Below are 25,329 nucleotides of genomic sequence, written 5' to 3'. Positions count from 1 at the left end.
AAAGGCTTCAAATTTGAGGCCTTTTTTGGTAGAATAGGTATCATTAAAATGAACTAGGAGGCGCCTATGACTGCTACAAAAATGAACGCTCAAGAAATTATCCAATTTATCGCCAATGCTGAAAAGAAAACCAGTGTGAAAGTAACATTTGAGGGACAACTCGCAACTGCTGTACCTAGCTCTGTTGTCAAACTAGGAAATGTTCTATTCGGAGACTGGAAGGACGTGGCTCCGCTTCTCGATGGTTTGGTAGAAAATCAAGACTATGTTGTTGAGCAAGATGCTCGCAATTCTGCAGTTCCCTTGCTAGACAAACGTGCTATCAACGCTCGTATCGAGCCAGGTGCTATTATCCGTGACCAAGTTGAAATTGGAGACAATGCTGTTATCATGATGGGGGCTGTTATCAATATCGGTGCTGAAATTGGTGCAGGAACTATGATTGACATGGGTGCCATCCTTGGTGGCCGTGCTATCGTTGGGAAAAACAGTCACGTTGGTGCAGGTGCGGTTCTTGCAGGTGTGATTGAGCCAGCTAGCGCAGAACCAGTCCGTGTTGGAGACAATGTTCTCATCGGTGCCAATGCAGTAGTTATCGAAGGGGTCCAAATCGGTAGTGGTTCAGTTGTCGCAGCAGGAGCTATTGTTACCCAAGATGTCCCAGAAAACGTGGTGGTAGCAGGTGTTCCAGCTCGCATTATCAAAGAGATTGATGCCCAAACCCAACAAAAAACAGCGCTAGAGGATGCGCTTCGTACCTTGTAATTGTAAAAGAAAAATAGAGGCGGAACCCTTCTTCCAGCCTCTTTCTGCTATATCGGAGGATAGATAGATGTTAGATTTGATTCAGACTAGACGAGATTTGCACCAGATTCCAGAGATTGGCTTGGAGGAGTTCAAGACTCAAGCTTATCTGTTGGATGTGATTGAGAAATTGACTGCGGGTAAGAATTTTGTCCAAGTTCGAACTTGGCGGACAGGTATTTTGGTCTATTTGCAGGGAAGTCAGCCAGAGCGGACCATTGGTTGGCGGACAGATATTGATGGTCTGCCTATCGTTGAACAAACAGGCCTTCCTTTTGCTTCTCAGCACCAAGGTCGCATGCACGCCTGTGGACATGATTTTCACATGACTATTGCCTTGGGCTGTCTTGAGCGAGCCCTTGAGGAGCAACCAAAGAACAATCTGCTCTTTCTGTTTCAACCTGCTGAAGAAAATGAAGCTGGTGGCATGCTCATGTATGAGGATGACGCTTTTGGAGATTGGTTACCAGATCAATTTTATGGCCTCCATGTTAGGCCAGATTTGAAGGTTGGTCAGATTGCGACCAATACTCATACACTCTTTGCAGGTACTTGCGAGGTGAAGATCCGTTTCAAAGGCAAAGGGGGACACGCAGCCTTTCCACATGAAGCTAATGACGCCTTGGTGGCGGCTAGTTACTTTGTGACCCAGGTGCAGTCAGTTGTCAGCCGCAATGTCAACCCAATCGAGGGAGCAGTGGTGACCTTTGGTCTTTTCCAAGCCGGAACAACCAACAATGTCATCACAGACACAGCCTTTTTACATGGAACTATTCGGGCTTTGACACAGGACATGAGTCTCTTGGTGCAAAAGCGGGTCAAAACAGTTGCAGAAGGAGTTGCAGCAGCCTTTGATATGGAAGTCGAAGTGGAACTCAAACAAGGTGGATACCTGCCTGTTGAGAACAATCCAGCCTTGGCGCGTGAACTGATGGATTTCTTTGAAGAAAAAGAGGGAATTGAGTTGATTGATATCGAACCTGCTATGACAGGTGAAGACTTTGGTTATCTCCTTTCAAAGGTTGATGGCGTTATGTTTTGGCTAGGTATCGATAGTCCCTACGCCCTTCATCACCCTCAGATGAATCCTAAGGAAGAAGCATTAGCTATTGGGGTGGATGCGGTCTCTAGTTTCCTCAAAAAGAAGGCAGCAGAGTAGAGGGGTTGTCTATGAAATCGGAATTACGTAAGCAAGTCTTACAAGAAATGAAGGCTTTACCTCGAGAGCAAAAACAGTTTATAGACCAAGCTTTAACTGAGCGACTTTTACAACACCCCTTTTACCAAGAAGCTAAGATCATCGCAACCTACCTCTCTTTTCCTCATGAGTTTCAAACGCAGGAACTGATTGAGCAGGCACTGAAGGACGGCAAAAAGGTTCTGATACCCAAAACCTATCCCAAGGGGCGCATGGACTTTGTGGTCTATGATCCGCAACAACTGGTCAAAACTTCCTTTGGCTTACTGGAACCACAGGGAGATTTGGAAGTAGTGGATGCATCTCAGATTGATTTGATTCATGTTCCTGGTCTGGCTTTTACGACGGAAGGATATCGGATTGGATACGGTGGAGGTTATTATGATCGCTATCTGAAACATTTATCTGGTCATACTTTTAGTACGATCTATCCTTGTCAAATTCAGGACTTTATCCCTGAAAGCCATGATATTCCTGTTCAGGAGGTTCTGATTGATGAAGGAAATCTTTGACAGACGTTATCCTGTGACGAGTTTCTTTCTCTTAGTGACGGCCTTGGTATTTCTACTAATGTTGGTGACTACAGGTGGAAACTTTGACAGGGCAGATACCCTATTTCGATTTGGAGCCATGTATGGGCCTGCTATTCGCCTCTTTCCTGAGCAGTTTTGGCGTCTCTTTTCAGCCGTTTTTGTTCATATTGGTTGGGAGCATTTCATTGTCAATATGCTTTCGCTATATTATCTTGGTAGGCAAGTAGAGGAAATTTTCGGATCTAAGAAGTTTTTCTTTCTCTATCTTTTATCAGGAATGATGGGTAATCTCTTTGTTTTTGTATTTAGTCCAAAATCCTTAGCAGCAGGAGCTTCTACTTCTCTCTATGGGCTATTTGCCGCGATTATCATTCTTCGCTATGCTACGCGTAATCCTTATATCCAGCAGTTGGGGCAATCCTATCTGACACTTTTTGTGGTTAATATTATTGGAAGTGTTCTGATTCCAGGAATCAGCCTAGCAGGCCATATCGGGGGAGCAGTTGGTGGAGCATTTCTAGCAATTATCTTTCCAGTTCGAGGAGAAAGACGGATGTATAGTACCAGCCAGAGGTTAGGAGCGGTAGTCTTGTTTGTAGGACTCGCAGTGTTACTTTTCTATAAGGGAATGGGGATGTGAAGAAGTTGGAAGACAATTTGTGTAATGAAAAAAGATAAGGCATTTCGAACCTTATCTTTTTTGTTTTATACTCAATGAAAATCAAAGAGCAAACTAGGAAACTAGAAGCAGGTTGCTCAAAGCACTGCTTTGAGGTTGTAGATAGAACTGACGAAGTCAGTAACATATATACGGCAAGGCGACGTTGACGTGATTTGAAGAGATTTTCGAAGAGTATTAGTCCTTTTCAGCTAATTCTTTTCCAAGTTGGATGAGGTAATCTTTCAAGTCATCTTTGACTTGTGGGTGTTTGAGGGCATAGTCAATAGATGTTTTCACAAAGCCAAACTTATCCCCAACGTCGTAACGAGCTCCTGTAAATTCGCGAGCGAAAACACGCTGTGTTTTATTAAGCGTATCAATCGCATCAGTAAGCTGGATTTCATTTCCAGTACCAGGAGCTTGATTTTCGAGGATTTCAAAAATTTCTGGTGTGAGCAGATAGCGTCCGATAATTGCCAAATCACTTGGAGCATCTTCTGGAGCTGGTTTTTCAACGAAAGTTTCGACACTGTAGAGACCATTAATCCCTTCACCCTGAGGAGCTATAACTCCATATGCTGAAACGTCTTCATGAGGGACAGGCATAACAGCAATTGTTGATGCGTGAGTTGTCTCGTAATCATTCATCAATTGTTTTGTCAAAGGTACAGCATGGTCATCTGTAATATCCATTAGGTCATCACCAAGCATGACAACGAAGGGCTCATTCCCTACAAAAGCTTTGGCTTGTAAGACAGCATCTCCAAGCCCACGAGGATGGCTTTGACGGATAAAGTGAAGGCGAATGCCAGTTGTTTCGTCTACCAATTTTAACAAGTCATGTTTGCCTTTTTCTTTGAGGTTGTACTCAAGCTCAAAGTTTGAGTCAAAGTGGTCTTCAATAGAACGTTTTGATTTACCAGTGACAACCAGAATATCTTCAATACCTGATTTAAGAGCTTCTTCTACGATAAATTGGATAGTTGGTTTGTCCACAATTGGCAACATCTCTTTAGCAAGTGCTTTGGTTGCTGGTAAAAATCGAGTTCCAAGTCCAGCGGCAGGGATGACTGCCTTTCTAACTTTTGATGTCATAAGAATCCTTTCTCTAGAGGGTTAAGACCACTCATTTTCTGCTTTAAATTCATTGTTCATGATGTCGTAAATGGCATCTTTAATATTGGTTCCGTGGTAAATAACTTGGTAAATGGCTTGTGTAATTGGCATATAGACTCCAAGTTCTTGCGCTAGTTCATAGGCTGCTCGAGTTGTTGAGATTCCTTCAATCACCATGCCCATATTGGCTTCGATATCAGCTAGAGATTCTCCACGACCAAGAGCATCTCCGGCTCTCCAGTTACGAGAGTGGATGGAGGTTCCCGTTACGATCAAGTCTCCTACACCGGATAAGCCACTATAGGTCAATGGACTGGCCCCAAGTGCTACTCCTAGGCGGGTAATTTCTGCCAAGCCTCGAGCGATGATGGCTGCCTTGGCATTGTCACCAAATCCCAAACCATGTAAAGCTCCAGCACCGACAGCAATAATATTTTTAAGAGCACCAGCAGTTTCAACTCCGATAACATCCGTATTGGTATAAAGTCGAAAGTAGTGATTACTAAAGAGTTCCTGAACATATTGAGCTGTTTGTAAATCTTTAGAAGCAGCAGTGATTAAAGTCAGGTCACGTACAATGGTTTCTTCCGCATGACTAGGTCCTGAAACAACGACAATATCACTGCGGAGATGTTCAGGAATTTCTTCTTCAAGGATAGTTGATAATCGTTTATGGCTATCAGGCTCTAATCCCTTTGATGCGTGCATGATGATAGCCTTATGGTCTAAGGTTTTTGCAACTTGTTGGGCAACAAGTCGTGTCACTTTTGTTGGGACAACAAACAAAATCGCATCTACATCTTTTAATGCCTCTGCTAAGTCAGTGTAGGCAATGATATTTTCATCTAGAACGACATCTTTAAAGTAGTGCTTGTTAGTATGATAGGTATTAATTTCATTGATTTGCTCGGGAAGATTTCCCCAAATACGTACCTCGTGTCCATTGTCATTTAAGACTTGTGAAAGGGCAGTTCCCCAAGAACCAGGCCCCAAGACGGCGACGGTTTGTTTTTCCATGTTTTCCTCCTTAATAGAGTCCTTTTCATTATTCTATCATATTCTAGAGGATTTTGCACTTGCATTACTGGGGAGTGGTGGCTTTGTTACTTGAAAAATACACAAAAACCGAGACGAAGGGACAAACTCTCAGTCTCGGTTTTTATATTCCTTAAAAGAATAGCTCGGTTTATTTCAATTGATCTGTAATGTCTTTTGACAGTAACATTCCCAGATGATAAGTTTTATTGATGTAAGCAATGACATCATTGATATTTTCAGTCGTGTGAATTTTCTCTTTGATATCACTCCTAAATGTTTCATCCTTTAAAAGTTGTTCTTGGTAGAGCCTTTGAAGTCTCTCCTTCTCGTACTTATTGAGCAGAAAAAGGAACACCAAGCTAATTACAACGAGGATATAAGCATATTGGCTCATAGGAAATCTCCCTGTATGATAAAGAAGTAGTAGTGAATAAATCGATTTAGTGGATCTAAAATAGCAGAACAAGTCAGCAAAACTTGATAAGATTTTTGATAGGCCTCTAAACCTAATTACGTATAGGATTTGGTCTTAGTTATTTAGACTGCTTTACAATTAAGTAATTAAAAGATTGCGACATAAGTCTAACCAAATCTCCGACAGGATTTGGTCTTAATTACTTAGACTGCTTTTTAATCAAGTAACTTGAAGCTTACGACATGAACCAAACCAAATCGATATTATTTGGTTTGGTGAATTAGTGAAGCGTTTAGGCAAGTGTCTCTGGTTACGACGTAAAGAAACATAAATCGATAATATTTATGTTTCTTTACTAGTGAAGCACCTAGCCAAATTCCTGATAGGATTTGGCGTTAGTTACTTAGATTGCTTTGCAATCAAGTAACTTTGGTGATTTACATCTTCTCTGGCGCTTCTACTCCAAGCAAGCGAAGGGCTTCTTTGAGAACGACTGCGGTTGCGTAGCTGAGAGCTAGACGGCTGTCGCGTTCTGGGCTATCATCCAAGATACGTGTATGTGCATAGTATTTGTTAAAGGCTTGAGCCAGGCTAATTGCAAATTTAGCAATGATAGAAGGTTCAAAGTTATCCGCCGCACGGTTGATAATACGTGGGAAGTCTTGGATGAGTTTAATGATTTCCCAGCTTTCAGCATCATTTAAGCTGTAATTAGCCACTGTTTCTGGTTTGAAGTCTGCTTTACGTAAGATCGATTGGATACGAGCATAGGCATATTGTACATAAGGACCAGTTTCCCCCTCAAAGGATACCATAGCCTCTAAGTCGAAGTCGTATCCATTTGTACGGTCGGTTTTGAGGTCATAGAATTTAATGGCTCCAACCCCAACAGCATGTGCTACCTGGTCTTTGTTTTCTAGTTCAGGATTTTTAGCCTCGATTTGGGCCTTGGCACGGCTAACAGCCTCTGCAACAGTAGGCTCTAGCAAGATGACATTCCCTTTACGAGTAGAGAGTTTTTTCCCTTCTTTTGTAACCAAACCAAAAGGAACATGAGTAATGTCTTCACTCCAGCCGTAGCCCATTTCTTTCAAGACAGCTTTGAGTTGTTTAAAGTGGGCAGATTGTTCTTGACCAACAACGTAGATAGATTTAGCAAATTGGTATTCGTTTTTACGGTAAAGGGCTGCAGCCAAGTCACGTGTAATATAGAGAGTTGCTCCATCAGATTTCTTGATGAGTGCAGGATGTTCAATTCCGTATTTCTCAAGATTCACAACTTGGGCACCTTCTGATTCAACAAGAAGGCCTTTTTCAGAAAGAATATCTACAACTGCATCCATCTTATCGTTGTAGAAGGCTTCTCCGTTGTAGCTGTCAAATTCGACTTGCAATTCATTGTAAAGGCGGTTAAATTCCACCAAACTTTCATCACGGAACCATTGCCAAAGTGCAAGAGCTTCCTCGTCTCCATTTTCAAGTTTACGGAACCATTCGCGTGCTTCTTCATCCAAGCTAGGGTCATTTTCAGCCTCAGCGTTGATGCGGACATAGAGTTTAAGAAGTTCATCGATTGGATGAGCTTTTACAGCTTCTTCGTCGCCCCATTTTTTGTAGGCAACAATCAACATCCCAAACTGTTTACCCCAGTCTCCCAAATGGTTGACCTTGACCGTTTGATAACCGATTTTTTGGAAAATATGTGACAAGCTATCTCCGATAACAGTTGAGCGTAGGTGACCAATAGAAAATGGTTTAGCGATATTGGGACTAGACATGTCGATAACAACATTTTCTTGTTTGCCAATAGTTTGGTCAGCATAGTGTTCTTTTTCAGTGATAACAGCTTGCAATACTTGAGCAGAAATGGCAGATTTATCAAGGAAAAAGTTGACGTAAGGTCCTGTTGCGACAACCTTTTCAAAGGTTTGGCTGTTAATTTTTTCAGCCAGTTCAGCAGCAATCATTTGAGGTGCTTTACGTTCGACTTTTGCAAGAGAAAAAGCAGGGAAAGCGATGTCTCCCATTTCTGAGTTTTTAGGGGTTTCCAGTAAATTGAAAATAGCCTCTTGGTCCAGGCTATCAATGACGCTAGCCAATTCGCTAGCAATCAATTCTTTTGTATTCATTAAGAGCTCCTTTTTGGACTTTTCTACTATTTTATCACAATTTTAAAGAAAGAAGAAAAAATTTTTGAAATCTCCTATTTTTTTGGTATAATATAGTTATAAAATTAGTTATAAATATGCATATAAGAGGATTTTATGAGAAAAAGAGATCGTCATCAGTTAATAAAAAAAATGATTACTGAGGAGAAATTAAGTACACAAAAAGAAATTCAAGATCGGTTGGAGGCGCACAATGTTTTTGTGACGCAGACAACCCTGTCTCGTGATTTGCGCGAAATCGGCTTGACCAAGGTCAAGAAAAATGATATGGTGTATTATGTACTAGCAAATGAGACAGAAAAGATTGATTTGGTTGAATTTTTGTCTCATCATTTAGAAGGTGTTGCAAGAGCAGAGTTTACCTTGGTACTTCATACCAAATTGGGAGAAGCCTCTGTTTTGGCAAATATTGTAGATGCAAACAAGGATGAATGGATTTTAGGAACAGTTGCTGGTGCCAATACCTTATTGGTTATTTGTCGAGACCAGCACGTTGCCAAACTCATGGAAGATCGTTTGCTAGATTTGATGAAAGATAAGTAAGGTCTTGAGAGTCGCTCTCAAGACTTATTTTTGACAAGGAGAGACGGAAAATGGCGACAGAGAAGCTATCACCCGGCATGCAACAGTATGTGGATATTAAAAAGCAATATCCAGATGCTTTTTTGCTCTTTCGGATGGGTGATTTTTATGAATTATTTTATGAGGATGCGGTCAATGCTGCGCAGATTCTGGAAATTTCCTTAACGAGTCGCAACAAGAATGCCGACAATCCGATTCCTATGGCGGGTGTTCCCTATCATTCTGCCCAACAGTATATCGATGTCTTGATTGAGCAGGGCTATAAGGTAGCCATTGCTGAACAGATGGAAGATCCTAAACAAGCAGTTGGGGTTGTGAAACGAGAGGTTGTTCAGGTCATTACGCCAGGGACAGTGGTCGATAGCAGTAAGCCGGATAGTCAGAACAACTTCTTGGTTGCCATAGACCGTGCTGGCAATCAATTTGGCCTAGCTTATATGGACCTGGTGACGGGTGACTTTTATGTGACAGGTCTTTTGGATTTTACGCTGGTTTGTGGGGAAATCCGCAATCTCAAGGCGCGAGAAGTGGTGCTGGGTTATGACTTGTCTGAGGAAGAAGAACAAATCCTCAGTCGTCAGATGAATCTGGTGCTTTCATATGAAAAAGAAGGCTTTGAAGACCTTCATTTACTGGATTCACGATTGGCATCTGTGGAGCAAGCGGCATCTAGTAAATTGCTCCAGTATGTTCATCGAACTCAGATGAGGGAATTGAACCACCTCAAGCCTGTTATACGCTATGAAATCAAGGATTTCTTGCAGATGGATTATGCGACCAAGGCTAGTCTGGATTTGGTTGAGAATGCTCGTTCAGGAAAGAAGCAAGGTAGTCTTTTCTGGCTTTTGGATGAAACCAAGACGGCTATGGGAATGCGTCTCTTGCGGTCTTGGATCCATCGTCCCTTGATTGATAAGGAACGAATCGTCCAACGTCAAGAAGTGGTGCAGGTCTTCCTCGACCATTTCTTTGAGCGTAGTGATTTGACAGACAGTCTCAAGGGTGTCTATGATATCGAACGCTTGGCTAGTCGTGTTTCTTTTGGTAAAACCAATCCCAAGGATCTCTTGCAGTTGGCGACCACCTTATCCAGTGTGCCACGGATTCGTGCGATTTTAGAAGGGATGGAGCAACCTGCTCTAGCTTATCTCATCGCACAATTGGATGGAATCCCTGAGTTGGAGAGTTTGATTAGCGCAGCGATTGCTCCTGAAGCTCCTCATGTGATTACAGATGGAGGAATCATTCGGACTGGATTTGATGAGACTTTAGACAAGTACCGTCGCGTTCTCAGAGAAGGGACTAGCTGGATTGCTGAGATTGAGGCTAAGGAGCGAGAAAATTCTGGTATCAGCACGCTCAAGATTGACTACAATAAGAAGGATGGCTACTATTTCCATGTGACCAATTCTCAACTGGGAAATGTGCCTGCTCACTTTTTCCGCAAGGCGACGCTGAAAAACTCAGAACGTTTTGGAACCGAAGAATTAGCCCGTATCGAAGGAGATATGCTGGAGGCGCGTGAAAAGTCAGCAAACCTAGAGTATGAAATTTTTATGCGCATCCGTGAGGAAGTCAGTAAGTATATCCAGCGTTTGCAGGCTCTAGCTCAAGGAATTGCGACAGTTGATGTCTTACAGAGTCTGGCGGTTGTGGCTGAAACCCAGCATTTGATTCGACCTGAATTCGGAGATGATTCGCGAATTGATATCCAGAAAGGGCGCCATGCTGTCGTTGAAAAGGTTATGGGGTCTCAGACCTATATTCCCAATACGATTCAGATGGCAGAAGATACCAGTATCCAACTGATTACAGGGCCCAATATGAGCGGAAAGTCAACCTACATGCGTCAGTTAGCCATGACGGCGGTTATGGCTCAGTTGGGTTCTTATGTGCCAGCAGAAAGCGCCCATTTACCGATTTTTGATGCAGTCTTTACCCGTATCGGAGCAGCAGATGACTTGGTTTCAGGTCAGTCAACCTTTATGGTGGAGATGATGGAGGCTAACAATGCCATTTCGCATGCGACCAAGAACTCTCTCATTCTCTTTGATGAATTGGGACGGGGAACGGCAACTTATGACGGTATGGCTCTTGCTCAGTCTATCATCGAATACATTCATGAGCATATCGGAGCCAAGACCCTCTTTGCGACCCACTACCATGAGTTGACCAGTCTGGAGTCTAGTTTACAACACTTGGTCAATGTCCACGTGGCAACCTTAGAGCAGGATGGGCAGGTGACCTTCCTTCACAAGATTGAACCAGGTCCAGCTGATAAGTCCTATGGTATCCATGTTGCCAAGATTGCTGGCTTGCCAGCAGACCTCTTAGCAAGGGCGGACAAGATTTTGACTCAGTTAGAGAATCAAGGGACAGAAAGTCCTGCTCCCATGAGGCAAACAAGTGCTGTCTCAGAACAAATTTCACTCTTTGACACGCCTGCAGAGCATCCTATCCTAGCAGAATTAGCTAAACTGGATGTTTACAATATGACACCTATGCAGGCTATGAATGTCTTGGTCGAGTTAAAACAGAAACTTTAAAGAGAAAATTACTAGTCATTCTAGCTGTATCAAGGAGACTTCTTTGACAATCCTTCACTTTTTTGCTAGAATAACATCACACGAACAGAATGAAAAGGAGCTGACGCATTGTCTCTCCCTTTTGTCTATTTTTTAAGGAGAAAGTATGCTGATTCAGAAAATAAAAACCTACAAGTGGCAGGCCTTGACTTCGCTCCTGATGACGGGCTTGATGGTTGCTAGTTCACTTCTGCAACCGCGTTATCTGCAGGAAGTGTTAGACGCCCTCCTTGCTGGAAAATATGAAGCCATTTATAGTATCGGGGCTTGGTTGATTGGTGTGGCTTTGGTCGGTCTGGTTGCTGGTGGGCTCAATGTTGTCCTTGCAGCCTATATTGCCCAAGGAGTTTCATCTGACCTTCGAGAGGATGCCTTCCGTAAAATCCAAACCTTTTCTTATGCTAATATTGAACAATTTAATGCGGGAAATCTAGTCGTTCGAATGACAAATGATATCAACCAGATTCAGAACGTGGTCATGATGACCTTCCAAATTCTGTTCAGACTTCCCCTCTTGTTCATCGGTTCGTTTATCCTGGCGGTTCAAACCTTACCCTCTCTGTGGTGGGTGATTGTTCTAATGGTAATCTTGATTTTTGGCTTGACAGCTGTCATGATGGGAATGATGGGGCCTCGTTTTGCCAAGTTTCAAACACTTCTTGAGCGCATCAATGCCATTGCCAAGGAAAATCTACGCGGTGTTCGTGTGGTCAAGTCCTTTGTCCAAGAAAAAGAGCAGTTTGCTAAGTTTACGGAGGTTTCAGACGAGCTTCTCGGTCAAAACCTTTACATCGGATATGCCTTTTCAGTAGTGGAACCTGTCATGATGTTGGTCGGTTATGGGGCGGTTTTCCTCTCTATTTGGCTAGTTGCAGGGATGGTTCAATCGGATCCATCGGTTGTTGGCTCCATTGCTTCCTTTGTTAATTACCTAAGCCAGATTATCTTTACTATTATTATGGTTGGATTTTTGGGAAATTCTGTCAGTCGTGCTATGATTTCTATGCGTCGTATTCGAGAAATTCTTGACGCAGAGCCAGCCATGACCTTCAAGGATGTCCCAGATGAAGACTTGGTCGGAAGTCTTAGCTTTGAAAATGTGACCTTTACCTATCCAATGGATAAGGAACCGATGTTGAAAGATGTGAGCTTTACTGTCGAACCTGGACAAATGGTTGGTGTCGTTGGAGCGACTGGTGCAGGAAAATCAACCTTGGCTCAATTGATTCCACGTCTCTTTGACCCACAGGAGGGTGCTATCAAAATTGGAGGCAAGGATATTCGAGAAGTGAGTGAAGGAACCCTGCGTAAAACAGTTTCTATCGTTCTCCAACGTGCCATTCTCTTTAGTGGAACGATTGCAGATAACTTGAGACAGGGTAAGGGAGATGCTACTTTATTTGAAATGGAGCGCGCAGCCAATATTGCTCAAGCCAGTGAATTCATTCATCGTATGGAGAAAACCTTTGAAAGTCCAGTTGAAGAAAGGGGAACCAACTTTTCAGGTGGGCAAAAACAAAGGATGTCGATTGCCCGTGGAATTGTCAGCAATCCACGTATTCTGATTTTTGACGATTCGACCTCAGCCTTGGATGCCAAGTCAGAGCGCCTGGTTCAGGAAGCCTTGAATAAGGACTTGAAGGGAACGACAACCATTATCATCGCTCAAAAGATTAGCTCGGTTGTTCATGCAGATAAAATCTTAGTACTGGATCAAGGACGATTGATTGGTCAAGGTACGCATGCAGACTTGGTTGCCAACAATTCCGTTTACCGTGAAATCTACGAAACACAGAAAGGAAAGGAGGAGTAACATGAAAACAGTTCAATTTTTTTGGAATTATTTTAAAGTCTATAAGCTATCATTTGTAGTTGTTATCCTGATGATTGTTCTGGCGACTCTTGCCCAAGCTCTCTTTCCGGTATTTTCTGGACAAGCGGTAACAGAGTTAGCTAATTTAGTTCAAGCTTATCAAAATGGCAATCCAGAACTTGTTTGGCAAAGCCTATCAGGAATCATGGTCAATCTTGGTCTGCTAGTTTTGGTTCTATTTATCTCCAGTGTGATATACATGTGTCTCATGACGCGCGTGATTGCAGAATCGACCAACGAGATGCGCAAAGGCCTCTTTGGCAAGCTTGCTCGGTTGACTGTTTCTTTCTTTGACCGCCGACAAGATGGCGATATCCTGTCTCGTTTTACCAGTGATTTGGATAATATCCTCCAAGCTTTTAACGAAAGCTTGATTCAGGTCATGAGCAACATCGTTCTATACATTGGTCTGATTCTTGTCATGTTTTCGAGAAATGTGACGCTGGCCCTCATCACTATTGCCAGTACACCAGTGGCCTTTCTCATGCTGATTTTTATCGTGAAAATGGCACGGAAATATACCAACCTCCAGCAGAAAGAGGTAGGGAAGCTCAATGCCTATATGGATGAAAGTATCTCAGGTCAAAAAGCCGTGATTGTGCAAGGTATTCAAGAGGATATGATGGCAGGATTTCTTGAACAAAATGAGCGCGTGCGCAAGGCAACCTTTAAAGGAAGAATGTTCTCAGGAATTCTTTTCCCTGTCATGAATGGGATGAGTCTGGTCAACACAGCCATCGTCATCTTTGCTGGTTCAGCTGTACTTTTGAATGATAAGTCTATTGAAACAAGTACAGCCCTAGGTTTGATTGTTATGTTTGCCCAATTTTCACAGCAGTACTACCAGCCTATTATTCAAGTTGCGGCAAGTTGGGGAAGCCTTCAGTTAGCCTTTACAGGTGCTGAACGGATTCAGGAAATGTTTGATGCAGAGGAAGAAATTCGACCTAAAAATGCTCCGACCTTCACTCAGTTGCAAGAAGGTGTTGAAATTAGTCATATTGATTTTTCATACTTGCCTGATAAACCCATTTTGAAAGATGTCAGCATTTCTGCTCCTAAAGGCCAGATGACAGCGGTTGTTGGTCCGACTGGGTCAGGGAAAACGACTATTATGAACCTCATCAATCGCTTTTATGATGTTAATGCTGGTGGGATTTATTTTGACGGTAAAGACATCCGTGACTATGATTTAGATAGTCTCAGAAGCAAGGTGGGAATTGTCTTGCAAGATTCGGTCTTGTTTAGCGGAACGATTCGAGACAATATCCGTTTTGGTGTGCCAGATGCTAGTCAAGAAATGGTTGAGGCAGCAGCCAAGGCAACCCATATTCACGACTACATCGAAAGCTTGCCTGATAAGTACGATACTCTTATAGATGATGACCAGAGCATCTTCTCGACAGGACAAAAGCAATTGATTTCTATCGCTCGAACCCTGATGACAGATCCAGAGGTTCTCATTCTCGATGAAGCCACTTCGAACGTAGATACTGTGACAGAAAGCAAGATTCAGCATGCCATGGAGGCGGTTGTAGCAGGCAGAACTAGTTTCGTCATTGCCCATCGTTTGAAGACTATCCTCAATGCAGACCAGATTATTGTCCTTAAAGATGGAGAAGTCATTGAACGCGGTAGCCACCATGAACTCTTGAAACTGGGTGGCTTCTATTCAGAACTCTATCACAATCAATTTGTTTTTGAATAAGAAAAAAGTTGTCCCCTTGGGCAGCTTTTTCTTGTCCATAAAAAATATTTATCACAGCCTTAAAAAAAACATATTAGACGAAAGTCATTTTGAGTGATATGATAAGACTATCGTTAACATTCGAAAGGAGAGGCATCATGGCTAGAACGGTTGTAGGAGTTGCTGCAAATCTATGTCCCGTAGACGCAGAGGGCAAAAACATTCATTCATCTGTATCTTGTAGATTCGCAGAGAGCATTCGTCAAGTCGGTGGTCTCCCTTTAGTCATTCCTGTTGGTGATGAGTCAGTTGTTCGCGATTATGTAGAAATGATTGACAAACTTATCTTGACAGGCGGTCAAAATGTCCATCCTCAGTTTTATGGAGAGAAAAAGACCATCGAGAGTGATGATTACAACCTAGTGCGTGACGAATTTGAATTGGCGCTCTTGAAAGAAGCGCTTCGTCAGAATAAACCAATCATGGCAATCTGTCGCGGTGTCCAACTTGTCAATGTTGCCTTTGGCGGAACCCTCAATCAAGAAATCGAAGGCCACTGGCAAGGCCTACCTTTCGGAACATCTCACTCTATTGAGACAGTAGAAGGAAGCGTGGTGGCTAAGCTATTTGGAAAAGAAAGTCAGGTTAACTCAGTTCATCGTCAAAGTATTAAAGATTTGGCACCTAATTTCCGTGTAACTGCTATTGATCCAAGAGACCAAACCATCGAAGCGATTGAGTCTATCGATGAGCACCGCATTATCGGTTTGCAGTGGCATCCAGAGTTTCTGGTCAATGAAGAAGATGGCAATTTAGAATTATTTGAATATTTATTGAATGAACTGTAACGACTGGAACATCTAGTCGTTCTTTCTTTTATTTTTTCAAAATTTTTGGAATGTGGGATTTTTACGCAAACGTTTGAATTCTGATAAAAATTGGAGAAATTCGACAAAAAAACTTGAAAAAAACGAAGGTAAGGGTTATGATAGAAGAGAAGAAATTTTGGAGGAATATTATGTCACATATTAAATTTGATTATTCAAAAGTATTAGATAAATTTGTTGCACCACATGAACTAGATTATATGCAGCCTCAAGTGACTGCTGCAGATTCTGCTCTGCGAAATGGTACAGGTCCTGGGGCAGAAATGACTGGTTGGTTGAACTTGCCTGAAGAATATGACAAAGATGAATTTGCTCGTATTCAAAAGGCTGCTGCTAAAATCCAATCTGATAGTGAGGTATTGATCGTAATCGGTATTGGTGGTTCCTATTTAGGAGCTCGTGCAGCTATTGATTTCTTGAATAATTCTTTTGTAAATCTACAAAGCAAGGAAGAACGCAAGGCACCTCAAATCCTCTATGCTGGAAATTCTATTTCTTCAAGCTATTTGGCTGATTTGGTAGACTATGTATCAGACAAAGATTTCTCTGTCAACGTTATTTCTAAGTCAGGAACGACTACAGAGCCTGCTATTGCTTTCCGTGTCTTCAAAGAACTCTTGGTTAAGAAGTATGGTCAGGAAGAAGCAAATAAACGGATTTATGCAACTACAGACCGCGCTAAAGGTGCAGTTAAGGTTGAAGCAGATGCTAATGGCTGGGATACTTTTGTAGTGCCTGATAGTGTAGGTGGTCGTTTTACAGTATTGACAGCAGTGGGACTCTTGCCAATCGCAGCTGCAGGGGCTGATATCAGCAAGTTAATGGAAGGAGCAAATGCTGCTCGCAAGGCTTATGCTTCTGATAAGTTGGCTGAAAATGAAGCATATCAATATGCAGTTGTACGCAATATCTTGTACCGTAAAGGTTATCTGACAGAAGTTCTAGCTAACTATGAACCATCTCTGCAATACTTCTCTGAGTGGTGGAAGCAACTGGCTGGTGAGTCAGAAGGGAAAGACCAAAAAGGGATTTACCCAACTTCAGCCAACTTCTCAACAGACTTGCACTCTCTGGGACAATTTATCCAGGAAGGTACCCGTATCCTCTTTGAAACAGTTGTACGTGTAGATAAACCTCGCAAAAATGTGCTGATTCCTGAATTGGCAGAAGACTTGGACGGTCTTGGCTACTTGCAAGGAAAAGATGTTGACTTTGTCAATAAAAAAGCTACAGATGGAGTGCTGTTAGCACACACTGATGGTGGAGTTCCAAATATGTTTGTGACACTGCCTGAGCAAGATGAGTTCACTTTGGGCTACACTATTTACTTCTTTGAGTTGGCTATTGCTCTTTCTGGCTACCTGAATGGTATCAATCCATTTGACCAGCCTGGAGTTGAGGCTTATAAGAAAAACATGTTTGCCCTTCTTGGAAAACCAGGCTTTGAAGAGCTGGGTGCTGAGTTGAATGCACGCCTTTGATTCTTATATGCCTTGAGTTCATTTAGAGTATAAAAAGAGATCCACAAGTTCATTTCTTGTGGATTTTTTACTACAAGCCTCATAATTAGTTTATTATTTTTTTGAACAGTATAAAAAAGAGTGTCTTAATTCTTTTATGAAAGCGCTGTATAATTGCCTTGTAAATAAAATTTGAGAGGTATCAAAATGAATGATTGGTTAAACATAAAAGGCAAAACAGTTCTTGTGACTGGCGCGTCATCTGGGATCGGTAAGGCAATCGTTGAAGAATTGCTGGAATTAGGTGTCAATGTAGCGAATTTCGATCTTAGCGACAACGATTTGCGTCATCCAAATCTATTATTTGTGAAAGTTGATGTAACTTCTCGCTCTGAAGTAGAAGAGGGTGTTGCCAAAATAGTTGAAAGATTTGGCAATATTGATGCAGTGGTCAATAATGCAGGGATTAATATCCCTAGATTATTAATCGATGCAGAAAATCCTAAAGGTCCTTACGAATTGGACGATGAGACGTTCGAAAAAGTAACGATGATTAATCAAAAAGGTTTGTATCTGGTTAGTCAGGCAGTGGGACGTATTTTAGTGAAAAATGGAAAAGGTGTAATTGTGAACATGGCTTCAGAAGCAGGCTTGGAAGGTTCTGAAGGACAAAGTGCCTATGCTGCCACAAAAGCAGCAGTCTATAGTTACACTCGTTCATGGGCAAAAGAGCTGGGTAAGCATGGTGTACGTGTGGTTGGAATTGCTCCAGGAATTATGGAAGCTACGGGACTTCGAACTCTTTCTTATGAGGAAGCTCTTGCTTATACCCGTGGAAAGACGGTAGAAGATATTCGAGCTGGTTATGCTTCAACTTCAACAACTCCTTTGGGACGAAGTGGTAAACTACGGGAAGTAGCTGACCTTGTAGCATTCTATATTTCAGACCGTTCTAGCTATATAACTGGAGTCACTACAAATATTGCCGGAGGGAAAACTCGCGGTTAAAAAAATGAAGGTGAGGAAGAGAGTTGACCATAGTAAATCGATGGTATAACATTTTAGAAAAAATGGTCTCACAGCCAACTTATTCCTTAGTAGATATGCGCTCAGAGCTGGATATTAGTATGCAAACCTTGCAAAAGAGTATCCAACAATTAAATGATGTTTTGGCTCCGAGTATCCAGATTATCTCACAAGATGATAAGTTAATGTTAGAGGTGTATGACTATACTGAGTTGGAAGGGATTTTATCTGGTAGTTTAAAACGGGAGAGTGACTTCAATTCTTCCAGTAAAAGAATTGCCTATTTACTAAAACGTTTAATTAAGTCAACCTCCCCTCTTCTTATTGACGACTTGGCTGAGGAAGCAGGTGTTAGTAGAAGTACCCTTAATAAGGATTTAAAACAAGTAAAATCTTTGGCAGAGAGTTACTCTATCACTATTTCAGGAAAGCCCAACCGTGGGCTGGAGGTCTTGGGGTCCGAGCTGAATTTGCGCTTGCTCTATATTCACCAAGTGGCCCCTTACTTTGAAGGAAAGACACTCACCGAGGCAACATCTTCTTTTCTGGAGACGCTACTCCAGGAGTATAAAATCCCGAAAGAAACAAAGGAACTCCTTCGAAAGACAATTTCAATTATGGTGGAGCGTATTCATGCATCTAGGGTGTTGAGTTGCCCTATTCCTTACTATAGGAATGATTTAACAGAGACACCTTTGGTTGAAAAATTAATCTATCATATTGAGATGACTTATAAGATTTCCCTCAGTCAGTTTGAAATAGACTTTTTGTGTTTTCCGTTTAATATCCGTTTTATTGACACTTTAAGCAAGCCGTCTTATCAATCTGAACAGCTTGCAAACATTTTTCAAGGGATTGTCAAGAAAGTCAAAGAAACAATGTTGGTTAACTTTGATGATGAAGAATTATTTGAAGAAATCAAGTCTCATCTAGGCCCCTTAATCAATCGACTGATTTTCCATGTGCAAGCTAATGATATATTCCATGGCGAGGTTCAAACTCAATATCCTTTTGCTTTTGAAATGGCGAAAATTGCTGGAGAAGAACTATCTGCAATTTTTGGTTCTGAATTGGAATTATCTGAAATCGGATATCTGGCTTTGTATTTTGAAATGATTTTAAGAAAGCAAAACTCTGTTGTAAATGGTTCTCGCAAGCAGATAGCTGTAGTTTGCACAACAGGAAGAGGAACTGCTGCGATGATTATTCAGCAACTCAGACGAATCCTTGGAAATGATGTAGACATTACTCAGTATTCTGAAGAAGATTTTAATCTGGATTTGAATCAGGACTATTTCGCGATTTTTACGACAGTTCCTCTAAAATATAAAGATTCTAAATCTCCAGTCATTCAAGTTAATCATCTTTTTGATGATCAATGGCTGCAGGAAGAATGGCAGAGGGTCAATGCTTTTCATCAAAAAAATCTAGAAACAGTCAGCTTACGTTTTCTTCGGTTGAGTCCCCAAAAAACCTATCAGCAATACTTGCTAAATATGGTTGCAGAGTTAGAGAAACTTCAGATGATTGATGAAGGTTTTAGAAATCGGATAATTGATAGGGAGAAAAAACAATCAACCATTTTTGGCGGAGGAATTGCTTTTCCCCATACAATTAACCAAGGTTATGCAAAAACTATTTTAATGTTTGGAAAACTAGAAGAGCCTTATCAAAAAGGAGATGATTGGATTGAATTTATCTTTCTAGTCGCTATACCCTCAGAAATTGAAAGAAAAATGGAAAGTGAATTGCTGGAATTGTATGACGACATTTTTCGAATTGCAGGAGAGCCTTCTCTAAAAGAAGCATTGAGGGCTGTAGAAACAGAGACAGAATTTCTATCATTTTCTAAGAGCAAAGGAGTATTTTAATGAATTCGCTAATAATTTTCGCTGTATTTGTCATGGCAGCTTATATATTTCAAATGTTCCTCGGCTGGCAGCAACTCAAAGACTTCAATAAGACCTATACGATGCTCCGAAGACTGGGGCGCGTAGCGATTGGCAGGAAGTCCGGAAGAATCAAATCCGGTACGATTGTCATGTTCGCGGTTGATGAAAACGGTCGGGTTCTTAAAGCTAGCAAAATGCAAGGAGTCACAATCTTAGCACGTTTTCAAAATATGGACGATTATGTTGGAGAAGACATCCATTATTTTGACAAGTATAATCCTCTTGTGAGAAAAGAAAATAAGTTGATGCAATCAGCCATAGAAGATGCTAGAAAAGTCTATCTTTGGCATGAGGCAGGTATTGAGAAAGAGACAAGTTCATCTGATTCTTTTCTGGGATTCGGCTTTTATGCGAATTACTTACAATTATCTATTAAACAGTTATTTAAAAAAAATAAGAAAGGGAGTTCCTTATGAATCACATTACAAATTTTGCAGAGAGTTTTATGAAACTCTTCCAATTAGGTGGAGAAACCTTTATTAGCTGGATGACAAATATTGTACCACTTGTCTTAATGCTATTGATTGCAATGAATACCCTTATCGCTTTCTTGGGAGAAGAGAAGGTCAATTCCCTGGCTAAGATTTCTGCTAAAAATCCTGTTAGCCGGTATATGATTTTACCTTTCATTTCAGCCTTTATGCTGGGGAATCCGATGGCAATCAGTATGGGACGTTTCTTACCAGAATATTATAAACCTAGTTTTGTAGCAGCTCAGATGCAGTTCTGCCATACTTCAAATGGTGTATTTCCGCATATCAATCCTGGGGAATTGTTTGTATGGATGGGAATTGCAACAGGAATTCAAACTTTAGGTTTAAGTCAAATGGACTTAGCCATTCGTTACATGCTTGTTGGGCTTGTCATGAACTTTGTAGGCGGTTGGGTGACCGATTTTACAACTGCTTATGTAGCAAAACAGCAAGGTGTTACCTTGAGTAAAACATTTGATTTATAGAAAGAGTGAAATTATGTCATATAAGAGTATAAAAGTTGTTAAAGGAAATGGCGGTTTCGGAGGACCTTTGGTCATTACACCTAGTGAAGCTAAGCATAAATTCATCTATATCACTGGCGGAGGAGAAAAGCCAGATATTGTGGATAAAATTGCTGATTTGACCGGTATGGAAGCTGTTAATGGGTTTAAAACTTCTATCCCAGATGAGGAAATTGCTTTAGCAATCGTGGATTGTGGCGGTACTCTTCGCTGTGGTATTTATCCTAAAAAGGGGATCCCTACAATAAATATTGTCGCTACAGGGAAAAGTGGGCCTCTAGCTCAATATATAACCGAGGAAATCTATGTGTCAGCAGTTGGCCTTAATCAAATTTCTGCTGCTAATGAAGACGAAAAAGCGACAACTGTGGTAACAGAAAAGCCAACTTACGATACTAGTAAAAAAATTACAGAGCAAAAAGCTGAAACAAGTATTGTAGCAAGAATTGGGATGGGCGCTGGGAAGGTCGTTGCGACTTTCAACCAGGCTGCTCGTGAAGCCATCCAAACAATGCTCAACACGATCATTCCTTTCATGGCCTTTGTTTCCTTGCTGATTGGGGTTATTCAAGGTTCAGGTGTTGGAAATTGGCTGGCAAAATTAATGGTTCCCCTAGCTGGGAACATCTGGGGACTCATTTTGATTGGCTTTATCTGTTCCTTGCCATTCCTATCTCCTTTGTTAGGCCCCGGAGCTGTTATCAGTCAGATTATTGGAACCTTAATTGGAGTTGAAATCGGCAAAGGGAATATTCCGCCCCAAATGGCTCTGCCAGCTATATTTGCTATCAACACTCAAAACGGTTGTGATTTCATTCCTGTAGCACTCGGTCTATCTGAAGCCAAGGCTGAAACAGTTGAGGTTGGTGTCCCTTCTGTGCTTTATTCACGCTTTCTCAATGGTGTTCCGCGGGTGCTAGTAGCTTGGATAGCTAGTATTGGCCTTTATCAGTAAACCTTTGATAGATGCACGTAAACATAGCAACTATTATGTTAAACTTATCTATAAGCATAAGTTTATGACAGATTTGAGAAAGGATGAATAGGAATTAGATGAAGAAAATTTTTGAAGCTAAAGTAATTCAAGTGGGGCCTGAAGCTCAGAATATGATTCAAGATGCCAATATGCTCATTTTGTTTGGAGAAGAAGCTCCGGAAGACTTAGCAGAGTATTGTTTTAAAATCGATAACAAAAATCTTCTAGGTGCAATACTAGAAGGTGGAAAGCTGGTGGTAGATAGTCAGGAATATTCGATTACTGCCGTAGGAAATGTAGTAGAAAAAAATTTAACTGGACTGGGCCATATCACGATTTCTTTTGATGGTTCAAAAGAGGGCAGCCTTCCTGGTACACTCCATGTTGTAGCAGATCAAGCGGTAGTAATTGATAAAGATTCTACCATTCAGATTTTTGAAACTGCTTAACCATAATAAAATTTCAAATCAAGCAATTTAGAAAAATAAAAGTCTAAAAAATTGATTCAGAGCCTGGACCAAAAGTCCAGGCTTCTGGGTCTAAATTAGAAAAAATAGATGACGCAGTGGTTGATTGGCAAGTCAATCAAACTAGCCAGTCAGTGCAAGGGAATTTCCAGCAGATGCATCCACAAGGGGTGCCTGAACAGAAGGAAAAGACCAAAAAGGGATTTACCCAACTTCAGCTAATTTCTCAACAGACCTACACTCATTGGGTCAATTTATCCAAGAAGGAACTCGTATCATGTTTGAAACAGTTGTCCGTGTTGACAAACCTCGTAAAAACGTGATTATCCCTAGCTTGGAAGAAGACCTTGATGGACTTGGTTACCTTCAAGGAAAAGACGTTGACTTTGTAAACAAAAAAGCAACTGACGGTGTTCTTCTTGCCCACACAGATGGTGACGTACCAAACATGTACGTGACTCTTCCAGAGCAAGACGCTTTCACTCTTGGTTATACAATCTACTTCTTCGAATTGGCTATCGCCCTTTCTGGTTACTTGAATGCTATCAACCCATTTGACCAACCAGGTGTTGAAGCTTATAAACGTAACATGTTCGCCCTTCTTGGAAAACCAGGATTTGAAGAATTGAGCAAAGAACTTAACGCACGTCTATAATAGAAGAAAAGAGTGGTTTGTCCACTCTTTTTACTCTCTTTATTCATAGCAATTGGACTCAGCCAAGACTTGTGATATAATATAGAGAGCAAAAAGGCTGACGCCTAGAGACTTTATAGGAGAAACTATGTCAAAAGATATCCGCGTACGTTACGCACCAAGTCCAACAGGACTACTACACATCGGGAATGCCCGTACAGCATTGTTCAACTACCTTTACGCACGTCATCATGGTGGAACTTTTATTATCCGTATCGAAGATACTGACCGTAAACGCCATGTCGAAGATGGTGAACGTTCACAACTTGAAAACCTTCGTTGGTTAGGTATGGATTGGGATGAAAGCCCAGAAACACATGAAAATTACCGCCAGTCTGAGCGTTTGGACTTGTATCAAAAATACATCGATCAACTATTAGCTGAAGGAAAAGCCTACAAATCTTACGTTACAGAAGAAGAGTTGGCAGCTGAACGCGAACGCCAAGAAGCAGCTGGCGAAACACCACGCTACATCAACGAATACCTTGGTATGAGTGAAGAAGAAAAAGCGGCTTACATCGCAGAACGTGAAGCAGCAGGAATTATCCCCACTGTTCGCTTGGCTGTCAATGAGTCAGGTATCTACAAGTGGCGTGATATGGTCAAAGGTGATATCGAATTTGAAGGTGGCAATATTGGTGGTGACTGGGTCATCCAAAAGAAAGACGGTTACCCAACTTACAACTTTGCCGTTGTTATCGATGACCACGATATGCAAATTTCTCACGTAATCCGTGGAGACGACCACATTGCTAATACACCAAAACAGCTCATGGTTTATGAAGCACTTGGTTGGGAAGCTCCAGAGTTCGGTCACATGACCTTGATTATCAACTCTGAGACTGGTAAGAAGTTATCTAAACGTGATACCAACACCCTTCAGTTTATCGAAGACTACCGTAAAAAAGGTTATTTACCAGAAGCGGTCTTTAACTTTATTGCTCTTCTTGGTTGGAACCCAGGTGGCGAAGATGAGATTTTCTCTCGTGAAGAATTGATTAAACTTTTCGATGAAAACCGCCTCAGCAAGTCTCCAGCAGCCTTTGACCAGAAAAAACTCGACTGGATGAGCAATGATTATATCAAGAATGCAGACCTAGAAACGATCTTTGAAATGGCAAAACCATTCTTAGAGGAAGCAGGACGTTTAACTGACAAAGCTGAAAAACTAGTTGAGCTCTATAAACCACAAATGAAATCAGTAGATGAAATTATTCCATTGACAGATCTCTTCTTCTCAGATTTCCCAGAATTGACCGAAGCAGAGCGCGAAGTCATGGCGGGGGAAACAGTCCCAACAGTTCTTGAAGCCTTCAAAGCAAAACTTGAAGCGATGACAGATGATGAATTTGTAACAGAGAATATCTTCCCACAAATCAAAGCTGTTCAAAAAGAAACAGGTATTAAAGGGAAAAATCTTTTCATGCCTATTCGTATCGCTGTTTCAGGTGAAATGCATGGACCAGAATTGCCAGATACGATCTTCTTGTTAGGTCGTGAAAAATCAATCCAGCATATCGAAAATATGTTAAAGGAAATCTCTAAGTAAGAAGGGTACAATAATGGACATCTGGGAAAAGATGTACGAAGAAGCACAGAAATTGTATAATCCACATGAAGTATCTGATTTTGTTTATGCTAATCATGTCGTTGCCGCAGTAGAAGCAGAAGATGGACAAATATTTACAGGATTCTGTATGGAGGGAACCTGTGGTGTTTTCCATCTCTGTGCAGAACGGGCGGCACTCTTTAATATGTACCAATTTTCAGGACAAACTAAGGTTAAGAAAGTATTAGCCTTTCGAGATAAACCACCTTATGGTGGAAGTTCAGCTATGCCTTGCGGTGCCTGTAGAGAATTCCTTTTAGAGCTTAATGCTGAAAATAAAGATGCAGAATTTATGATGGACTACGATACAAGAAAGACGGTGAAAGTCGCAGAACTAATCCCATATTGGTGGGGAGAAGAACGGGCTTCCAAGTTTAATAATCAATAGAAGAGTCAGTATAATGCTGACTCTTTTTACTTAAAGCTTAAGTTCAACTGGTTTTACTAATGCTTGATTAGTCGAAAAGAATCGAAAAAAGAGTGCACAAAATCCTCTAATCTGAAAGCGTTTCAGATTAAGTTTCGCTATGGTGGAAGTTACGTTGAGAAGTTACCACTTAAAAAAAGTTTAAAAAAGTAGTTGACAAAGTTTGAAAAGTCG

At 41.3% G+C, this 25,329-nt stretch carries 22 protein-coding genes and 2 pseudogenes; 20 read left to right on the top strand and 4 right to left on the bottom strand.

The window, feature by feature from the left end; all coding sequences use genetic code 11:
- The first annotated feature begins 66 nt into the window (after nt 1–66).
- The 4 genes from dapD (at nt 67) to ACLNCP_RS08575 (ending at nt 3,175) form a co-directional block, all read left to right on the top strand.
- Nucleotides 67–765 carry a 2,3,4,5-tetrahydropyridine-2,6-dicarboxylate N-acetyltransferase gene (dapD, locus tag ACLNCP_RS08590; RefSeq protein WP_000127460.1) on the top strand — a complete coding sequence of 233 codons (699 nt, stop codon included), beginning with the start codon at nt 67–69 and terminating at the stop codon, nt 763–765.
- A gap of 67 nt (nt 766–832) precedes the next feature.
- A complete protein-coding gene (locus tag ACLNCP_RS08585) occupies nt 833–1,963 on the top strand; it encodes an N-acetyldiaminopimelate deacetylase (RefSeq protein ID WP_084928359.1) in 1,131 nt (376 codons plus the stop codon).
- An 11-nt stretch (nt 1,964–1,974) separates the two neighbouring features.
- Nucleotides 1,975–2,514, top strand: a complete 540-nt coding sequence (locus ACLNCP_RS08580; protein WP_424844317.1) for a 5-formyltetrahydrofolate cyclo-ligase — start codon at nt 1,975–1,977, stop codon at nt 2,512–2,514.
- Nucleotides 2,498–3,175 (top strand): rhomboid family intramembrane serine protease, encoded by a 678-nt coding sequence (locus tag ACLNCP_RS08575; protein WP_020903402.1) that lies wholly within the window; start codon nt 2,498–2,500, stop codon nt 3,173–3,175. The genes ACLNCP_RS08580 and ACLNCP_RS08575 overlap by 17 nt, the downstream gene beginning before the upstream one ends.
- Nucleotides 3,176–3,391: 216 nt before the next feature.
- Here the strand turns inward: ACLNCP_RS08575 and galU are convergent, their stop codons facing one another.
- From galU to argS, 4 genes are all read right to left on the bottom strand, one after another.
- Complete coding sequence (gene galU, locus ACLNCP_RS08570; RefSeq protein WP_084946530.1) at nt 3,392–4,291, bottom strand: UTP--glucose-1-phosphate uridylyltransferase GalU; 900 nt, start codon at nt 4,289–4,291, stop codon at nt 3,392–3,394.
- A 21-nt stretch (nt 4,292–4,312) separates the two neighbouring features.
- The gene (locus ACLNCP_RS08565; RefSeq protein ID WP_020903403.1) at nt 4,313–5,329 is read right to left on the bottom strand and encodes an NAD(P)H-dependent glycerol-3-phosphate dehydrogenase; all 1,017 of its coding nucleotides are present in this window, start codon (nt 5,327–5,329) and stop codon (nt 4,313–4,315) included.
- Nucleotides 5,330–5,498: 169 nt separating this feature from the next.
- Nucleotides 5,499–5,744 (bottom strand): hypothetical protein, encoded by a 246-nt coding sequence (locus ACLNCP_RS08560; protein WP_020903404.1) that lies wholly within the window; start codon nt 5,742–5,744, stop codon nt 5,499–5,501.
- A gap of 458 nt (nt 5,745–6,202) precedes the next feature.
- Complete coding sequence (gene argS / locus ACLNCP_RS08555; RefSeq protein WP_070526292.1) at nt 6,203–7,894, bottom strand: arginine--tRNA ligase; 1,692 nt, start codon at nt 7,892–7,894, stop codon at nt 6,203–6,205.
- Nucleotides 7,895–8,029: 135 nt separating this feature from the next.
- Between argS and argR the strand changes: the two genes are divergently transcribed.
- The 16 genes and pseudogenes from argR to ACLNCP_RS08475 all read left to right on the top strand — a co-directional run bounded on the left by argR (nt 8,030) and on the right by ACLNCP_RS08475 (nt 25,116).
- The gene (gene argR / locus ACLNCP_RS08550) at nt 8,030–8,476 is read left to right on the top strand and encodes an arginine repressor (RefSeq protein ID WP_001231476.1); all 447 of its coding nucleotides are present in this window, start codon (nt 8,030–8,032) and stop codon (nt 8,474–8,476) included.
- Between the two features lie 50 nt (nt 8,477–8,526).
- Nucleotides 8,527–11,061 carry a DNA mismatch repair protein MutS gene (mutS, locus tag ACLNCP_RS08545; RefSeq protein WP_424844316.1) on the top strand — a complete coding sequence of 845 codons (2,535 nt, stop codon included), beginning with the start codon at nt 8,527–8,529 and terminating at the stop codon, nt 11,059–11,061.
- Nucleotides 11,062–11,206: 145 nt separating this feature from the next.
- A complete protein-coding gene (gene patA, locus ACLNCP_RS08540; protein ID WP_424844315.1) occupies nt 11,207–12,913 on the top strand; it encodes a multidrug efflux ABC transporter subunit PatA in 1,707 nt (568 codons plus the stop codon).
- Nucleotide 12,914: 1 nt separating this feature from the next.
- Complete coding sequence (gene patB / locus ACLNCP_RS08535; RefSeq protein ID WP_000859879.1) at nt 12,915–14,681, top strand: multidrug efflux ABC transporter subunit PatB; 1,767 nt, start codon at nt 12,915–12,917, stop codon at nt 14,679–14,681.
- Nucleotides 14,682–14,818: 137 nt separating this feature from the next.
- Complete coding sequence (locus tag ACLNCP_RS08530; protein ID WP_000124770.1) at nt 14,819–15,508, top strand: gamma-glutamyl-gamma-aminobutyrate hydrolase family protein; 690 nt, start codon at nt 14,819–14,821, stop codon at nt 15,506–15,508.
- A 3-nt stretch (nt 15,509–15,511) separates the two neighbouring features.
- Nucleotides 15,512–15,692: pseudogene (locus tag ACLNCP_RS08525) on the top strand (hypothetical protein).
- On the top strand, nt 15,679–17,028 hold the full coding sequence (locus ACLNCP_RS08520; protein ID WP_008808173.1) for a glucose-6-phosphate isomerase: 1,350 nt from the start codon (nt 15,679–15,681) through the stop codon (nt 17,026–17,028). Before ACLNCP_RS08525 ends, ACLNCP_RS08520 begins: the two are co-directional and overlap by 14 nt.
- A gap of 186 nt (nt 17,029–17,214) precedes the next feature.
- Entirely contained in the window at nt 17,215–18,015 is an 801-nt protein-coding gene (locus ACLNCP_RS08515; RefSeq protein WP_001000837.1) for an SDR family oxidoreductase, read from the top strand.
- A gap of 62 nt (nt 18,016–18,077) precedes the next feature.
- Nucleotides 18,078–19,904 (top strand): BglG family transcription antiterminator, encoded by a 1,827-nt coding sequence (locus ACLNCP_RS08510; RefSeq protein ID WP_424844337.1) that lies wholly within the window; start codon nt 18,078–18,080, stop codon nt 19,902–19,904.
- On the top strand, nt 19,904–20,401 hold the full coding sequence (locus ACLNCP_RS08505; RefSeq protein WP_001086645.1) for a transcriptional regulator GutM: 498 nt from the start codon (nt 19,904–19,906) through the stop codon (nt 20,399–20,401). The genes ACLNCP_RS08510 and ACLNCP_RS08505 overlap by 1 nt, the downstream gene beginning before the upstream one ends.
- Entirely contained in the window at nt 20,398–20,943 is a 546-nt protein-coding gene (gene srlA, locus ACLNCP_RS08500) for a PTS glucitol/sorbitol transporter subunit IIC (protein ID WP_001015684.1), read from the top strand. The genes ACLNCP_RS08505 and srlA overlap by 4 nt, the downstream gene beginning before the upstream one ends.
- A gap of 13 nt (nt 20,944–20,956) precedes the next feature.
- The gene (srlE, locus tag ACLNCP_RS08495; RefSeq protein ID WP_020992831.1) at nt 20,957–21,937 is read left to right on the top strand and encodes a PTS glucitol/sorbitol transporter subunit IIB; all 981 of its coding nucleotides are present in this window, start codon (nt 20,957–20,959) and stop codon (nt 21,935–21,937) included.
- A gap of 98 nt (nt 21,938–22,035) precedes the next feature.
- Nucleotides 22,036–22,407, top strand: a complete 372-nt coding sequence (locus ACLNCP_RS08490) for a PTS glucitol/sorbitol transporter subunit IIA (protein WP_084954094.1) — start codon at nt 22,036–22,038, stop codon at nt 22,405–22,407.
- 196 nt (nt 22,408–22,603) lie between these two features.
- Nucleotides 22,604–23,080, top strand: a pseudogene (gene pgi / locus ACLNCP_RS08485) (glucose-6-phosphate isomerase); the annotation flags it as partial.
- Between the two features lie 127 nt (nt 23,081–23,207).
- Nucleotides 23,208–24,668, top strand: a complete 1,461-nt coding sequence (gene gltX, locus ACLNCP_RS08480) for a glutamate--tRNA ligase (protein WP_424844314.1) — start codon at nt 23,208–23,210, stop codon at nt 24,666–24,668.
- A 13-nt stretch (nt 24,669–24,681) separates the two neighbouring features.
- A complete protein-coding gene (locus ACLNCP_RS08475) occupies nt 24,682–25,116 on the top strand; it encodes a cytidine deaminase family protein (RefSeq protein ID WP_000355905.1) in 435 nt (144 codons plus the stop codon).
- Nucleotides 25,117–25,329: the final 213 nt, after the last annotated feature.

It is taken from the genome of Streptococcus sp. CL6.35 (assembly GCF_049737915.1).
Lineage (GTDB): Bacteria > Bacillota > Bacilli > Lactobacillales > Streptococcaceae > Streptococcus.
Note: the sequence above shows the minus strand (reverse complement) of the source record. Positions and strands in the feature narration are given on the sequence as shown.